This window comes from Colwellia sp. BRX10-9 (assembly GCF_014077405.1).
GTDB lineage: Bacteria > Pseudomonadota > Gammaproteobacteria > Enterobacterales > Alteromonadaceae > Colwellia_A.
In genome coordinates, this window is record NZ_JACGVV010000002.1 from 1 (window position 1) to 14,911 (window position 14,911).

The 14,911-nt window shown below is 37.5% G+C and carries 15 protein-coding genes, 1 tRNA gene and 1 rRNA gene; 12 read left to right on the plus strand and 5 right to left on the minus strand.

Translation table 11 applies throughout. The annotated features are described in order from the left end of the window. Positions 1 to 114: ribosomal RNA gene (gene rrf / locus H4J69_RS01360) — 5S ribosomal RNA — on the plus strand. 91 nt (positions 115 to 205) lie between these two features. Beyond that, a tRNA-Tyr gene (locus tag H4J69_RS01365) sits at positions 206 to 290 on the plus strand. Between the two features lie 43 nt (positions 291 to 333). Here H4J69_RS01365 and H4J69_RS01370 read toward each other — a convergent pair. Further along, positions 334 to 1,965: a tetratricopeptide repeat-containing response regulator gene (locus H4J69_RS01370; RefSeq protein WP_182215273.1), complete on the minus strand. Its 1,632-nt coding sequence runs from the start codon at positions 1,963 to 1,965 to the stop codon at positions 334 to 336. 213 nt (positions 1,966 to 2,178) lie between these two features. On the opposite strand from H4J69_RS01370, the gene H4J69_RS01375 reads away from it, so the two are divergent. After that, positions 2,179 to 3,555 carry a DEAD/DEAH box helicase gene (locus H4J69_RS01375; protein ID WP_070375253.1) on the plus strand — a complete coding sequence of 459 codons (1,377 nt, stop codon included), beginning with the start codon at positions 2,179 to 2,181 and terminating at the stop codon, positions 3,553 to 3,555. 23 nt (positions 3,556 to 3,578) lie between these two features. On the opposite strand, the gene H4J69_RS01380 is transcribed toward H4J69_RS01375, so the two are convergent. Beyond that, positions 3,579 to 4,034 carry a YaiI/YqxD family protein gene (locus H4J69_RS01380; RefSeq protein WP_070375252.1) on the minus strand — a complete coding sequence of 152 codons (456 nt, stop codon included), beginning with the start codon at positions 4,032 to 4,034 and terminating at the stop codon, positions 3,579 to 3,581. Between the two features lie 166 nt (positions 4,035 to 4,200). On the opposite strand from H4J69_RS01380, the gene H4J69_RS01385 reads away from it, so the two are divergent. Genes H4J69_RS01385 through H4J69_RS01395 form a run of 3 tightly spaced genes read left to right on the plus strand, consistent with a single transcriptional unit; the run spans position 4,201 to position 6,378 of the window. Beyond that, positions 4,201 to 4,677: an acyl-CoA thioesterase gene (locus H4J69_RS01385; RefSeq protein ID WP_070375251.1), complete on the plus strand. Its 477-nt coding sequence runs from the start codon at positions 4,201 to 4,203 to the stop codon at positions 4,675 to 4,677. A 35-nt stretch (positions 4,678 to 4,712) separates the two neighbouring features. After that, positions 4,713 to 5,120 (plus strand): DUF2750 domain-containing protein, encoded by a 408-nt coding sequence (locus tag H4J69_RS01390; RefSeq protein ID WP_070375250.1) that lies wholly within the window; start codon positions 4,713 to 4,715, stop codon positions 5,118 to 5,120. Between the two features lie 4 nt (positions 5,121 to 5,124). Continuing rightward, on the plus strand, positions 5,125 to 6,378 hold the full coding sequence (locus tag H4J69_RS01395; RefSeq protein ID WP_182215275.1) for a DEAD/DEAH box helicase: 1,254 nt from the start codon (positions 5,125 to 5,127) through the stop codon (positions 6,376 to 6,378). 91 nt (positions 6,379 to 6,469) lie between these two features. Here H4J69_RS01395 and H4J69_RS01400 read toward each other — a convergent pair whose 3' ends face one another. After that, the gene (locus H4J69_RS01400) at positions 6,470 to 7,120 is read right to left on the minus strand and encodes a thiol:disulfide interchange protein DsbA/DsbL (protein ID WP_182215277.1); all 651 of its coding nucleotides are present in this window, start codon (positions 7,118 to 7,120) and stop codon (positions 6,470 to 6,472) included. Positions 7,121 to 7,238: 118 nt separating this feature from the next. Then, a complete protein-coding gene (locus tag H4J69_RS01405; protein ID WP_182215279.1) occupies positions 7,239 to 7,403 on the minus strand; it encodes a hypothetical protein in 165 nt (54 codons plus the stop codon). 110 nt (positions 7,404 to 7,513) lie between these two features. Here H4J69_RS01405 and H4J69_RS01410 point away from each other — a divergent pair, with 110 nt between their 5' ends. The 4 genes from H4J69_RS01410 to H4J69_RS01425 all read left to right on the plus strand — a co-directional run bounded on the left by H4J69_RS01410 (position 7,514) and on the right by H4J69_RS01425 (position 11,806). Then, positions 7,514 to 8,440 (plus strand): LysR substrate-binding domain-containing protein, encoded by a 927-nt coding sequence (locus H4J69_RS01410; RefSeq protein WP_182215281.1) that lies wholly within the window; start codon positions 7,514 to 7,516, stop codon positions 8,438 to 8,440. Positions 8,441 to 8,478: 38 nt separating this feature from the next. Next, positions 8,479 to 9,879, plus strand: a complete 1,401-nt coding sequence (locus H4J69_RS01415; RefSeq protein ID WP_182241998.1) for a sigma-54 dependent transcriptional regulator — start codon at positions 8,479 to 8,481, stop codon at positions 9,877 to 9,879. After that, positions 9,860 to 11,161 carry a PAS domain-containing sensor histidine kinase gene (locus tag H4J69_RS01420; RefSeq protein ID WP_182215284.1) on the plus strand — a complete coding sequence of 434 codons (1,302 nt, stop codon included), beginning with the start codon at positions 9,860 to 9,862 and terminating at the stop codon, positions 11,159 to 11,161. The genes H4J69_RS01415 and H4J69_RS01420 overlap by 20 nt, the downstream gene beginning before the upstream one ends. A 174-nt stretch (positions 11,162 to 11,335) precedes the next feature. After that, positions 11,336 to 11,806, plus strand: coding sequence for a cytochrome c (locus tag H4J69_RS01425; protein ID WP_182215286.1), 471 nt, complete (start codon positions 11,336 to 11,338; stop codon positions 11,804 to 11,806). A gap of 136 nt (positions 11,807 to 11,942) precedes the next feature. Here the strand turns inward: H4J69_RS01425 and H4J69_RS01430 are convergent, their stop codons facing one another. Further along, positions 11,943 to 12,635: a cytochrome b/b6 domain-containing protein gene (locus H4J69_RS01430; protein ID WP_220467876.1), complete on the minus strand. Its 693-nt coding sequence runs from the start codon at positions 12,633 to 12,635 to the stop codon at positions 11,943 to 11,945. Between the two features lie 239 nt (positions 12,636 to 12,874). On the opposite strand from H4J69_RS01430, the gene H4J69_RS01435 reads away from it, so the two are divergent. Further along, entirely contained in the window at positions 12,875 to 14,122 is a 1,248-nt protein-coding gene (locus tag H4J69_RS01435) for an HlyD family efflux transporter periplasmic adaptor subunit (RefSeq protein WP_182215288.1), read from the plus strand. A 31-nt stretch (positions 14,123 to 14,153) separates the two neighbouring features. Further along, the gene (locus H4J69_RS01440) at positions 14,154 to 14,858 is read left to right on the plus strand and encodes an ABC transporter ATP-binding protein (RefSeq protein ID WP_182242000.1); all 705 of its coding nucleotides are present in this window, start codon (positions 14,154 to 14,156) and stop codon (positions 14,856 to 14,858) included. The last annotated feature ends 53 nt before the right edge of the window (positions 14,859 to 14,911 follow it).

A 14,911-nucleotide genomic window follows, 5' to 3' on the forward strand; every position in this document is an offset into this window, starting at 1 on the left:
CTAGCGACAATAGCACTGTGGCACCACCTGATCCCATTCCGAACTCAGAAGTGAAACGCAGTAGCGCCGATGGTAGTGTGGGAGTTCCCATGTGAGAGTAGGACATTGCTAGGCTCCTAATTAAGTTTAATAATAACCACTTAAATGGTATTGTTAAGCGGCTGTTTAAGATAATACAACTAACAAGTTGAATTATCGGCCCCGTGGAGGGGTTCCCGAGTGGCCAAAGGGACCAGATTGTAAATCTGATGGCTCAGCCTTCGGTGGTTCGAATCCACCTCCCTCCACCACTTTATTCAAACATAAATCCTTACTATTTAATAATATTAGCGCCTAGCTAATTTTTATCATATCTGAATACTTATCACTTAACTTTTTAAACCTAATATAAAACTCACTAGTAGAATCGATCAAGGTTAATGCTTTAATTAATATCTCAGCCTGTGCTAGATCGCCAACCCTCTCATTATCTTTTTCAAACGAAACAAGTAACACTTGCAATAAATTCAACTTAATCCCAGTGTGATTAGGAAAATGAACCAGTGCATTATTGAGTTTATCAATCGCCAGACTGTATTTATGCTTCTTATATAGACTAACACCTAACTCTAATGCGCTTTGTGCCGCAATCCTTTCATGGTCAGAATAAGGCTTATCTGCAATAGTGTTTAATTGTGTCAGTATTGGGGAATTATCTTGATTTACATGAGCTAGCTCAGTTAGTAGGTTATCAGCATAAGACTTCTTTCCCATAGCCATGAGTGATTTGGCTATTGCAATTGTACCTACTGATGATATTTGATGTTTACAGTTTATTAGTAACAACTCAGCTTCTTTTAGTGCTTCTTTAGCAAGCCTTGGATCTTTAATTTTATCATACAACCTTGCTGCTAATAATTTACTATGAATCTTAATCTCTATGGTATTAAAGTCCCTGACCATATCAGTAAGTAATTTAAAAGCTTTGTTACTTAGTCTGCGTGATTTTTGAGGTTCTAGATCTGTCATGGACTCAAGTAGCGCTTCGACAAAATGTAAGGTGTTATCAGGTTTTCTATGAACAGAGTGAAAGGCAAGCGCTGCAGTTTTAGCAAAAGCTTGTGTTGCTTTATCGAAGTTCTGATTTGTTAAACATAAGTCTGCATATTTCTCTAGACGTGGTACAGAAAGAGGTGAAACAACCAAAGCATTTTCTAAAATTGCTTCTGCTAACAGAGGTTCTTTATTTAATTGGTAGGTATTGGCTAGCCAATCGTAAGCTGACAAATAAAGTGGATTATTTTCTATTACCGTATTAAAACAATCAGCGGCCAAGTTATAATCATGATCGAGTAATGCTATCTTTCCTAGGCCAATTGCCGCCCACTGACAATTAGGAGAACAAGCGTAAGTCTCGTAAATATCTCGGGCCTTATCAAATTGTTTTAACTCAAAGTATTGTCTAGATTGAATTCCTAAACATTCATTTTTATAAATTGAATTTATGGAGATAATATCTTGGCATAATGAAATAACTTCTTGGGAGTCGTTGTTATCCATCGCGTTATATATATCAAGCATAGCTGTTTTTTTAGCGAAACATCGCGCTAATCGAATGTTAAGATCGTTAAGTGTATATGGCTTAGCAAGGTATTCATCGGGTTTATGTTCGAGGGCAGCTAACACCATAGCTTGTGAAACCTCAGCGGTTATCATAACGATAGCGCAATGACGTGAGATAAACTTTTTAGACCTTAATTCTTCAAGAATATGTTGACCATTTTTTTTATCTTCGCCCAGGTCATAACCTAATAATATAACGTCAAACTGAATTTTTTCACAAAGTATTAATACATCTGAGGCGCGGTTACTCGTATCAACACTAAGAGCACCAAGCGTGTAAGCGAATAATTTCAATGCATCACGTGATTGGCTGATACTTTCAACGATTAAAAAACGCATCTTGCTGTATGCAATCTTGTTCATAAACTCCCTTGAATATTCTTTTATCTGTAGAGACTTTTAGCGGAATTAAAACCACTTGTCTAGCTTTGCAACTGACAATAATTAAATATTAGGATATATAGCTTATTTGCTTGCAGATAACCCTTCTCGTAATTGCACTTATAATAGCTATACTGTATTCTGCAACGCCGCTGTACATTGGCTAACTTCCACTTTTTATAAAGAGATTTATCTATGGGTTTTACCTCGTTGGGCTTATCTGCCCCGATTCAAAAAGCGATTGCTGAAAAAGGTTATACCGAACCATCACCAATTCAAGCACAAGCAATTCCCGCCGTACTAAGTGGGAAAGATGTCATGGCAGCAGCACAGACGGGAACCGGTAAAACAGCAGGGTTTACACTACCAATATTAGAGCGTTTATCAGGTGGCAACAAGCCACAGGCTAATCAAGTACGCACACTAATCTTAACGCCAACACGAGAGTTAGCGGCACAGATATATGAAAATGTTGAAATGTACGGTAAGTACTTACCTTTAACTGCGACAGTGGTCTTTGGTGGTGTGAAAATTAATCCACAAATGATGCGCCTTCGCCAAGGTGTCGATATATTGGTGGCAACACCAGGAAGATTGCTTGATTTATATAATCAAAAAGCAGTCAGCTTTAAGCAACTTGAAATACTAGTGTTAGATGAAGCGGACCGTATGTTAGATATGGGCTTTCTTCGCGATATTAAAAAGGTATTATCGGTCTTACCTAAGCAACGTCAGAATCTTTTATTCTCTGCAACCTTTTCAGAAGATATCCGTGATCTTGCGCGAGGGTTAGTAAATAATCCTGTTGAGATCTCTGTTAGCCCACGAAATACCACCGCTGAAAAAGTTGAACAGGTAATTTATCCTGTTGATAAAAAGAAAAAGCCAGCCTTGTTAACAGCACTCATTAAAGATAATGAATGGCCACAGGTCTTAGTGTTTATGAAAACTAAACATGGAGCAAATAAGTTAACCAAACAATTAGAGGCTGAAGGTATAAGAGCAGCGGCTATTCATGGTAATAAAAGCCAAGGAGCTAGAACTAAAGCATTAGCTAACTTTAAAGATGGTACAGTGAATGTTTTAGTTGCTACCGATATTGCAGCGCGCGGTATTGATATTGACCAGTTACCACAAGTTGTTAACTTTGAATTACCTAACGTTGCAGAAGATTATGTTCATAGAATCGGTAGAACTGGTCGAGCGGGTGCAAGTGGTAAAGCGGTTTCATTAGTCTGTTCAGAAGAAATTGATTTATTAAACGATGTAGAGCATTTAATTCAAACCCATATACCTCGTGAAATAGTGCCAGGATTTGAACCTTTTAATTTTTTATTAGAATCACGTCCTTTAAGACCTTTAAAAGCAAATAAGCCTAAAAAAGCAAAAACTGAACATCATGACGGACAACGTTCTGCCGATAATGCACGAGGTCATAAGCCGCAAAGTAAAAATCCTCGTCATAGAAATGACAGTAACGCGAATAAAGATTCGAATGCAGGTGGTCGTCGTAAAAACCCAGCAAGTACAGCACCAAAAAGTAATAGCGACCCATACTCTGCGTCACGCTAGTTTAGAAAATTAAATTAGGGCTCTTAATGAGCCTTATTTAATTTTGCTAATAGTTGATCTAGGTTATTTGCAAAAGCCTGTCTGTCAGCTTGACTGATCGGGGGTGCACCGCCAGTTTGAATACCGCTAGAACGTAAAGTATCCATAAAGTCACGCATGTTGAGTCTTTGCCTGATGTTACTCTCGGTATAAAGTTCGCCACGAGGGTTTAGGGCTAAACAGCCTTTCTCTACAGCTTCTGCTGCTAAGGGAATATCTGCTGTGATCACTAAATCATGCTTTGCTGAACGCTTAACTATTTCATCATCGGCAACATCAAAACCAGCATTAACCTGTATAAAAGAAATAAATTTTGAGGGTGGCGTTTTAATGAAATGATTAGCGACTAAGATTGTTTCAATCTTTGCACGTTCAGCAGCACGAAATAATATTTCTTTAATAACAGTTGGACAAGCGTCGGCATCGACCCAAATTTTCATTATATTCCCTATTACATTTATTTTTTGCACTCGTTAGGTGCAAACTATTGCTATTTTAATCTGATGATTGCTGTTATACCTAATAGATTTCAGATAATAATATATATACCAAGCTGGAACGATACCTGCTTAGTACGATAAAAATATTTAACAAGAGAGTTAACCAATGAACAAACCACAAAGAGATATTACCCTAAGATTTCTAGCTGAACCACAAGATGTAAATTTTGGTGGTAAAGTTCACGGTGGTGCCGTAATGAAATGGATCGATTTAGCCGCTTATGCATGTTCAGCCGGTTGGAGTGGTCGTTATTGTGTAACTGCTTATGCAGGGGGGATACGTTTTATTGCCCCAATTCATGTTGGCAGCTTAGTTGAAGTAGAGGCTAAAGTCATTTATACCGGTAATTCATCAATGCATATCGCGTTAGAAGTAAATGCCTGTGATCCAAAGTTACTTAATCGCACATTAACAACCCATTGTATTGTTATTATGGTGGCTGTTGACGAAAACGGTAAGTCAGAAAAAATCCCTAAATGGATCCCTGAGTCGCCAGAAGATATTAAACAAAATGAGTCAGCGATAAAATTAATGGAAATGCGTAAACTCATCGGCGAAGAAATGCAAATCTTTGTAGAATAGTATGTAACCTAATACAAATCTGATAGGAATATTTTATAGTGCAAGCTCTAGACGAACAACAAATCAAACTTGTTTTAAATTACGATGATGCTCAACGAGCCAATTACTTTCTGAAAGAAGTTGTCGTAAATAATGAAATTTGGATATTAAAAGACGAGCACGGCTGTGTGATGCTTAATACCGAAGATGAAGATTGCGTACCTGTCTGGCCAAATAAAGAATTTGCCCAGGCTTGGGCCACAGATGAATGGCAAGAATGTCAGCCAGAAGCTATTTCATTAAGTAAATGGTTTAGTCACTGGTCGCATGGTTTGGCAGACGATGAATTAGCCTTAGTGGTGTTTCCTAGTCAAAATGAGCAAGGGTTAGTTTTTTACCCAGATGAGCTTGAACAAGAACTAAAAAACAAACAAAAAAATCAATCAGCCAAAGGTCAGCGTTAATTACATGAGTTTTACTTCTTTAGCATTAGATAAGAGCCTAACCAACGCTGTAAAAGCACTTGGTTATGATGAAGCCACCCCTATTCAGTTAAAAGCTATTCCTGCGATCTTAGCTGGAAAAGATATTATGGCTGGAGCGCAAACAGGAACAGGAAAAACAGCGGCCTTTGCTTTACCTATTTTACAAAAGTTAATGGCAACACTTCCTGAAAATCGTCCTGTTCGAGCTTTAGTGTTAACGCCTACACGTGAACTTGCTCAACAAGTCTATAAAAGCTTTGTTAGTTATGCAGAAAACACAGAACTCAATATTGCCGTTGCTTACGGTGGTGTCAGTATTAACCCACAAATCACGGCATTAAGCAAAGGTGTGGATGTATTAGTGGCAACCCCCGGACGATTGCTTGACCATATTATTAATGGCTCTTTAGCGTTAACGGAACTGGAATTTTTAGTCTTTGATGAAGCTGACCGTATGTTAGATATGGGCTTTAAAGATGAGATAGACCGTATCTTAAATCGGGTACCACTTAAGCGCCAAACCCTCTTGTTTTCAGCAACTTTCGACGATGCAATTTTTAAACTGAGTAAAAACTTATTAACCGATCCTGAGTTAATTGAAGTCAGTGAGCGAAATGCAGCGGCAGCAAAAGTAGAGCAAATTCTTTATACCGTTGATAGTGATCGAAAGCGTGAATTAACCTCATTTTTAATCGGTTCAAAGAATTGGAAACAAGTACTTATCTTCACCCGTACTAAGGTAACTGCCGACGCATTAGCGAAAGAAATGTGTAAAGACGGTATTAAAACGCAATCGATTCATGGCGATAAATCTCAAGGCGCAAGAGAAAAAGCCTTAGCAGAGTTTAAAGAAGGAAAAACCCGTGCCTTAGTGGCTACAGATGTTGCCTCTCGTGGTTTAGATATTGCAAACTTAAATTATGTCATTAACTACGAACTCCCTTATATTGCTGAAGATTATATTCATAGAATAGGAAGAACGGGTCGAGCAGGTAATGAAGGGGTAGCTGTTTCGTTGATGAGCCCTAGCGAAGAGTGGTTATTAGAAGCGGTTGAAAAGGTACTCGATACGCGCTTATTGCAGCAATGGTATCCTGGTTATGAACCTGACTTAACAAAAACAGAAAAGCCCGCCCGTAAAGGTGGCCAAAAACAGCGCGATAGAAAAAAAGCGTTAGGTGAGCATAGTGACGCTAAAAAACGCTCAGGACCGAAAAATAAATACACCAGAAGATAATTAGCGTATTAAACGCCATATCACTGCAATTGAGTTTCTAAACAATAGATTCTTAATTTGCAGTGAATATTTTCTAGGTCTTCTTTACATATTACAAGGTAAAGAGGTGCGCGACTAATGCGGTGTAGTCAGCGAAAAAGTTTTTATCATCAAGGGCTTTAGAATTTATCAAATATTTACCATTAACCACCATAGTCGGAACACCGGTTAATTGACGAGCCGCTGATAACTTATCCTGAGTCTGCTTATTACGCTTAGCTTCACTAATAATGCTAAAGTTTTTCATGCCTTTATCAAATTTAGCACCATCTCCGCCACTCAATACAAAAATGTTACGAATATCTTCTTCGCTATTTATCGTTGCACGCTCGGTCTGTAAATAGTTAAAAATGGCAGGAGAGAATTTTTTAGCAACAGCCGTCTTCTCGGCAATAATAAGGGCTTTACTTAGCATAAACTGAATTTCTGGCGCAGTTTGTTGCATAAAGTCCACGTGCGTTTTTTCCAGCTTCACCCCTTTGGGCAATACCTTTTCGAATTCATTTAAATAGGGTTCATAAGCGCGACACGCAGGACAGTAATAAGAGAAGTATTCACGCAGCTCAGGTTTGTTGGTCGTTTGTTCAGATATAACCGTATAGTGCTTACCTTCTTCAAATTTACTGTCTTGTGCTGCAACCGCTGTCGCAGCGAATAAGGTCAAGGCGATGAATCCGCCAAATAGTGTTTTAAGAGCTTTCATGGTTATCCTCAGAGAATCATTTATTAATTTTTATTGTTGCGAGTATAGACCAAAGTAAAAAGCGTCGGTTCATCGTAAAATGTAAAAGTTTATTACGAAAATTTTTTATCGAAAGTCATTATTTAAAATGAATTAAAAGACATAAGTTTAAATTATTTGAAATAATAGCTAAACGTCGTTGAATTGTAGCTGTTTTATTTTTTATTATATTACTGTTGTTATCAATAAATGGTTTATTAATTTCTTTATTATCAGTGGTTAATGTTTTTTTTGGCTTTTCCATTATCTATCCTTATTTATCTGTGTAAGACTATTTTGTCAAAACAAAAAATGACAAACCAACGATATAAACTTACACTTAATATAAGTAAAACTTATGGAAAATAAGTAAAGATGGATCAACGACTCAAGTATTTAAATGCAATGCGTACCTTTGAAAGTGCTGCTCGACATAAAAGTTATAGCCAAGCGGCAGAGGAGTTGTTTGTTTCTCAAGCGGCGGTTAGCCAACAAATGCGGCAATTGGAAAACGTTTTATCCGTAAAATTATTCGTTCGTACCGGCCGTAAAATGTTGTTAACGCCAAGCGGTGAGACTTTGTATGAGTCGACACATCAAGCGCTTAACACATTAATAAAAGGGCTTAACAGTATTCAACAAGAAGATATTGCTGGCGATTTAACGATTACGTCAACACAAGCATTTTGTTCTTTATGGTTAATGCCTCGTTTATATAAATTTTCTCAAGTACATCCGGATGTTAATGTACGCATATTAGGCTCAAATCAGAAAGAAGATTTACAACAAAAACATATAGATTTGGCGATACGCTTTGGTGTTAAAAAACAAGTGTCCAACGCTGACAATCTCGTCATGGAAGATTTTGGTGAAGACGTTGTTTATCCCGTTTGCTCCCCCAAGTTATTACAGCACATGTGGCTTCAAAGCCCCAAAGACCTCCTAGACTGCACCTTAGTTAGCTTAGCTAATGAGCAGGTAGTTACTTGGGATAAATGGTTTGAGCATGCAGGCGTCAAAGGCTTTGAAAACATGACTAAGAAAACAGAAGTTACCTCGAGCGACATGGCCTTAAATGCGGTATTAAGTGGTCATGGCGTTACACTTGCTGCCAGTGCAATGTTTTCACAATACATTCAGACTAAGCAATTAGTTGTGCCTTTTAAAATTAAGCATCCAGTGATTTGGAAACGCTATTTGGCCTACGATCCTAATTCAGCCAAGCGCAAACGTATTCAGGTTTTTATTGACTGGGTGCGCGCCGAAATGGCAAGCTCAGCACCGAAAGTATTATTAAGATAATTTTGCTTTCGTTACATTTATCTAAGGAATATCAGTAGATGCCCTGTATTTTAGTTATTGATGACCGTCCAGATATCCGTCTAAGTTTAGCGGTATTGTTAGAAGATCATCACTACACCGTTATTGAAGCCGACAACCCTCAAGTTGCACAAGTGAAATTAAAAAACCATGCTATATCCCTGATATTGCTTGATATGAACTATCAATTAGACACAACGTCTGGTGAAGAAGGTTTAGCTTTTCTTACCTGGTTACAAAACTCTTCATTTGGACATACACCAACAATAGCAATGACCGCTTGGTCGAACACAGACCTAGTCGTAAAAGCAATGAACTTAGGTGCCAACGACTTTATTGAAAAGCCTTGGCGTAATAAACACTTATTACACACCGTGGCGCAGCAGCTCAATCTTTTAAACCTTTCAAGTCAAAATAAAAAATTAAAACAACAACTTATCAATGAAAATTGTGACGATTATGTCTGGCAATCACCCGTTATGACGCAATTATTGAAAAAAGTAAAAGCGGTGGCACATACCGATGTCAGTATTTTATTAACCGGTGATAATGGCACAGGTAAAAGCGAACTTGCTCGTTTTATTCATCAAGAATCACCGCGTAATAACGAAGCTTTTATTGCCGTAAATATGGGCGCTATCAGCGAGTCACTGTTTGAAAGCGAGATGTTTGGCCATAAAAAAGGCGCTTTTACTGATGCCAAACAAAACCGTATTGGGCGTTTTGAACTCGCTGAAAATGGTACTTTATTTTTGGATGAAATCGCCAATATTCCACTTTCCCAACAAGCTAAACTACTACGTGTATTAGAAAATGGAGAATACGAAACCCTTGGGTCAAGCCTGACACAAAAAACAAATACTCGTATAATATCAGCGACTAATGGTGACTTTACTCAGTTACTAAGTACTGAGCTATTTAGAGAAGATTTATATTACCGTCTTAATACTATTGAATTTAGAGTGCCGTCGTTAAAAGAACGCACGGAAGATATTTTATTGTTAGCGCAATTCTTTGTTGATAAATTCACTAAAAAATATCAAAGGTCTGTTCGCTCTATATCGCACGGTGCACAGCAAGCTATGCTTGATTACCATTGGCCAGGAAATGTGAGGGAAATGAGCCATTTAGTTGAACGAGCGGTATTGTTAGCTGAACATGAACAGTTATTGGCAGAAGATTTGCACATTAGAAATGTCAGTCCTGCGGGGGCAGTCGAAAACTTAGCCAATAATGCGCTTCAAAATAATGGGCCGAGTAATCAATTACCATTAATGACATTGGCTGAAGCGGAAGTTGCTATGGTTAAATTAGCGCTCAAACAAAGCGCAGGAAATGTACCTCAAGCCGCGTTATTACTGGGTTTGACAAAAGCGTCGATGTATCGACGTGTGGAGAAATATGGCCTTGCTAAAAACTAATTCTCTAGAAAGCTTTATACAAAAAAAACTTGCTATACTCTGTACTGTTATTTTGTTGTTAAGTGGTTATATTTTTTGGCTTTTAACGATAAAGTGGCAGTGGATCGTTATTGTTGAATTAGTGCTTTTTACGATTTGTTTCGGCTTTACTTTGTCAATAAAGCAGCGTGTGATGCGATCTTTTACTCGTGCTTCTTTACATATAGATGCCATTACTCAAGAAGATTATAACCAATTTGGAAAATCAACTTTCCCAAAGGGTAAAGTTAGCGAATTTCATCAGCAATTGAAACAACTGAGTGAAAAGTTACAAACACAAAAGTCTCATTATGATCAGCAGGCTTTTCTGGTTTATCAATTGATCTCACAGTTAGATACACCAGTTTTGATATTTAATGAAAAACAACAGCTTACACTTGGTAACGAAGCGTTTTATTATCTGTTTAAGCAACCATGGCAAATGTTTCGTCACGCCACTGCCGATTTATTGGGTTTACATTACAATGACGGACACTGGAAGTTCATAGAACAAGCGAAACAAAACCGCTGGCAAATACGTCACAGTGAATTTATAGATGATGGTGAAAATCATCAACTGCTGCTTTTTATTGATATTGAACCCGCATTGCGAGAAAGCCAATTAAATGCCTGGCAGCAAATCATTCGCGTACTCGGCCATGAGATCCGTAATTCATTAACACCAGTATCTTCGATGGCAGAGACACTAGCAGACAAAGCAAGCAACGAAAGAGACAAAATGGTGCTTGGTGTTATTACCGAGCGTTGTTTGCATTTACAATCTTTTGTGAACCGTTACTCGTCGTTATCACAAAAATTACAAATAAATTGCCAGTGGTTGTCTGTAGAGCACGTTATTAAGTCTGTTTCGGGTTTGTTCTCCGATATAAATATTACCCTCAACGCGCGTGTTAATGAATTTTGGGCAGATGGCGAGTTTATAGAACAAATTTTTATTAACTTATTTAAAAATGCTAAAGAGGCAGGCGCCACTGAAATAGCGGTTAGCCTTGCTTTAGAAGATCAATATTACATTATTGAAATTACCGACGATGGCCATGGTTTCTCTAACATGAACAACTTATTTGTTCCGCTCTATTCAACTAAACCACAAGGGCAAGGAATAGGGTTAAGCTTTTGTCGTAATATCATTGAACAGCATCATGGGGTAATGGAACTGCATAATAATAACGAGAGTGGTCAACTGCAATCAGGCGTTACCGTAATGATGATTCTCCCTAAGCCCAACATTAACAGGGGTTAGCAGTGAGTTCAATTATGAACTAGGTAAAAGTTCGAAAATGAACTTTTGTTTATCTGAGTAAGCTGAACCAATGAAACTGGTTTAACAATATGTTGATTTGTAAATAATATTTATTGTCATTTGATAGTGAAGTTTTGCTATAGTGATAAAATTACCATAAGGACAATAAATAAAATGAAATTATTTACAAAAATAGTAGCCGCGAGTATTTTTACTGTATTAGCAACAGGTGCAATCGCTAACTCAGCAAGCTCTTTAAAACATGCAGAAAAAGCGACTGATTTACGCCAATCAATATTTAGTTTGTTGGGCAGCAACATGGGTCCTTTAGGCGGTATGGCTAAAGGAAAAATTGATTTTGATGCGGAAAAAGTATCAACGCATGCTTTACGCATTAATCAATTATCACTGATGATTGCCGACTATACCCGCACGAACACTTCGGCACATAAAGTGAAGACTGAAGCACTCGACAAAATTTGGGAACAACCTGATGCATTTTCAAAACGTATTGATGACTTAACACAAGCATCGGCTAATTTGCAAAAAGCAGCTTTAAGCGGAGATGAAAGTCTTATTAAAAAAGCGATTGGTGGTGTAGGTAAAACCTGCGGCGGCTGCCATGATGATTTTAAAGCAGAATAGTGCTTAACCCGTGACCATTTAAACGACTTTAGTACTTTAAAGTCTGATGGTTTAGGGGTTTATTAACATAAATTAATAGGTGATTTCAGCGGTGTAAAACATCCTGTAATCACCTATCGTTAAAATAACAAATGTATTAGTAGTAATATTCTTCTATAACAGGTGCATTCAGCACCACCAGCCAATAAACAAAAACCACAGCCACTATTACCATTAAAAGCGCAATCCATAACTTAGAGTGTTTGATCACATTTGTTTTATCTACTTTAGCGGCAAGCTTTTTTCCTGTGATCATTGGGAGTATTATCGATTGCTTTTTCACTCGCTCATAATAGGCGATTGCCAATAGGTGCATAGCAATGGCTGCAATCATTAAATCAAAGACATTGTGATGTAAAAACATCATCACTTGTTCGACTTCTTTGCTAACACTATCGTAGTAAGGTCCAGAAGAAAATACATCGTCATTGATAAATAAACCACTTATTGCCTGTAAACTGATGAGAAAAATCATCAAAAAAACCATCAAACTGCCTAATGGATTATGACCACTACTATTTTTAACTTGATTGTTTTTTAGATCACCAATGTAGTTAATAAGGCGCTTAGGTGTTGGAAAAAAAGATCTAAACTGCGAGTGTTTAGTACCGAAGAATCCCCACAAAGTTCTGAAAACAAGTAAGCCTAAAGCGAAATAGCCAAGTTTCATATGAATATCAATCAGGTCATTGTCTTGATCAGAAGTGTACCAAGAGGCAATAACAGTAAAGGCAAATAACCAATGAAAAAGTCGTAAAGGTAAATCCCAAATAAGAACATGTTTCAGCAAGAGTCTATCCCAAATAGAAATAAAGTATTAATTGTAATGGCTACAAATTATGAAGTAAAAAGGAATCACCGAATTACTTCACATCAATAACGAAATATTTTGAGTTCATTATCGAACTAGTACGAAAATAAGGTTGTCGATTTAATGTTTTACATTGATTTATATAGGAAATATTATTGGCACGAAATTAGCTATATCAATATATAGAAAGACGGTTAAGCAACAACCAAGAGAATAATGTGGATATTTTAAAACAGAAGCCTAAAAAAACATTGCTCAATAACAAAGGACTAATAGTAACGATCGCCGTTGTTATTGTTATTGTATTGGTAAGTTATGCAAAAGCGTCACTTAATAGTGTCAGCCTAGCGAGAAAAGATTTATTGCTTGCAACGGTAAAGCAAGGAAATATAGACGTTACCGTAGAAGGATACGGCAAATTAACCTCAGATAAATTGCAATTAATTACTACCCTCACCAAAGCAACGGTTGAAGAAATCGTATTGAAACCTGGCGCTACTGTTACCAAAGAAAGCGTAATCGTAAGATTAGCAAACCCAGAACTGCAGCAACAAGTGCAAAGTGCTGAATATTCAGTAGCTGAGTCAAGAGCCAATTTACGCCAACTAAAATTAAACCAAAGACGCGAAACACTCACCGAAAAGTCAAATTATTTAGAACTTGTATCACAGCATAAAGGGGCTCGTTTAACGTTAACGGCACAAAATAAATTGGTAAAAAGCGGTATTGTCAAACAAATAGACTATCAAGAAAGCATATTGCGTGAAGATCAGTTAAAAGAACGAATTGAAATTTTTAAAGAACGTAATGAACAGCTTAAAGAAGTACATAAAGAGGCGATAAATATACAACTAGAACGAATTAAGCAAGTTGAACAAAGACTAACAATCGCTAAAGAGCGGAAAAATAAATTAGTGGTAAAGGCCGGTTTTGACGGTGTGCTACAACGTTTATCTGTAAATTTAGGGCAAAGCTTGTCTCCAGGGCAAGAAGTTGCCTTAATTGGTAGTGTTACCGAATTAATTGCGTTGATCCGCGTGCCACAAAACCAAGTGCAATTAGTTAAAATTGGTCAGAACGTTATCGTTGATACCCGACAAGAACTCATTGAGGGGAAAGTTAAGCGTATTGACCCTATTGTTGACCAAAACACCGTCGAGGTTGAAATATCATTCCCTGGGAAACTACCTAAAAGTGCAAGGCCCGAACAAAACATTGATGCGGTGATCACGGCTAAAGTACTCAAAAACATTTACTACATCGACCGACCTGCCAATGTGCAAGCGCAGAGTGAAACTTCGCTGTATCGGCTTAATAAAGAAATGTCTGAAGCTATAAGAGTCGATATAAGTTTTGGGGAAAAAACTGGACGATTTATTGAAATAAGTGCGGGAGCCAACTTGGGCGACCAATTTATTATTTCAGATTTAAGTAACTATAAAACAGCCAAAATTTCGATTTTATAATTGAGTCATAAAATTACAAAAGGATAGGTACATGAGCACAGCCATTTTATTATTAAAAAATATCGGTAAAATTTTTGAAACCGAAGAACTTGAAACACATGCTTTGAAATCAATTAACTTAACCGTTAATAAAGGAGACTATGTTTCAATATCTGGTCCTTCTGGCTGTGGTAAATCAACACTTTTATCAATTATGGGCTTACTTGATGTAAGTAGCAGTGGTGAGTATTTCATTGAAGGTGTCAATGTTACTGACCTATCACTGGATCAAGCTGCAGAAGTTAGAAATGCAAAGATTGGTTTTATATTTCAATCGTTTAATTTAATAGACGAGCTTTCAGTTTTCGACAACGTGGCTTTGCCACTGCGCTACCATGCTGATAAACCCAATAACGCGACAATCAAAAAACGTGTCATAGAATGTTTAGAAAAAGTAGGCCTGTCACACCGTATTAGTCACAAACCAAACCAACTTTCTGGCGGACAACAACAACGTGTTGCTATTGCTCGTGCGTTAGTTGCTGACCCTGCAGTGCTATTAGTGGATGAACCAACGGGTAACCTTGATTCAAAAAGTGCTGACCAAGTTATGGATGTACTGGACCAATTAAATAAAGCGGGTACAACCATTTGTATGGTAACGCATGATCCGCGCTATGCAGATATGGCACGTACTAAAGTACAGCTTCTTGATGGCGCTATTTTACACTCGCCGGGTGTAAAACTAGTCGGGTAAATCGGCTAACTCAATAAGTACTTTGTACCGTCATACTGAATTTATTTCAGTAT

Excerpts from the sequence above, each read along its gene's own strand:
- H4J69_RS01380 (WP_070375252.1), bottom strand. The coding sequence starts at position 4,034 with ATGAAAATTTGGGTCGATGCCGACGCTTGTCCAACTGTTATTAAAGAA.
- H4J69_RS01420 (WP_182215284.1), top strand. The coding sequence starts at position 9,860 with ATGGCCTTGCTAAAAACTAATTCTCTAGAAAGCTTTATACAAAAAAAA.
- H4J69_RS01385 (WP_070375251.1), top strand. The coding sequence starts at position 4,201 with ATGAACAAACCACAAAGAGATATTACCCTAAGATTTCTAGCTGAACCA.
- H4J69_RS01425 (WP_182215286.1), top strand. The coding sequence starts at position 11,336 with ATGAAATTATTTACAAAAATAGTAGCCGCGAGTATTTTTACTGTATTA.
- H4J69_RS01400 (WP_182215277.1), bottom strand. The coding sequence starts at position 7,120 with ATGAAAGCTCTTAAAACACTATTTGGCGGATTCATCGCCTTGACCTTA.
- H4J69_RS01440 (WP_182242000.1), top strand. The coding sequence starts at position 14,154 with ATGAGCACAGCCATTTTATTATTAAAAAATATCGGTAAAATTTTTGAA.
- H4J69_RS01405 (WP_182215279.1), bottom strand. The coding sequence starts at position 7,403 with ATGGAAAAGCCAAAAAAAACATTAACCACTGATAATAAAGAAATTAAT.
- H4J69_RS01375 (WP_070375253.1), top strand. The coding sequence starts at position 2,179 with ATGGGTTTTACCTCGTTGGGCTTATCTGCCCCGATTCAAAAAGCGATT.
- H4J69_RS01395 (WP_182215275.1), top strand. The coding sequence starts at position 5,125 with ATGAGTTTTACTTCTTTAGCATTAGATAAGAGCCTAACCAACGCTGTA.
- H4J69_RS01410 (WP_182215281.1), top strand. The coding sequence starts at position 7,514 with ATGGATCAACGACTCAAGTATTTAAATGCAATGCGTACCTTTGAAAGT.
- H4J69_RS01415 (WP_182241998.1), top strand. The coding sequence starts at position 8,479 with ATGCCCTGTATTTTAGTTATTGATGACCGTCCAGATATCCGTCTAAGT.
- H4J69_RS01370 (WP_182215273.1), bottom strand. The coding sequence starts at position 1,965 with ATGAACAAGATTGCATACAGCAAGATGCGTTTTTTAATCGTTGAAAGT.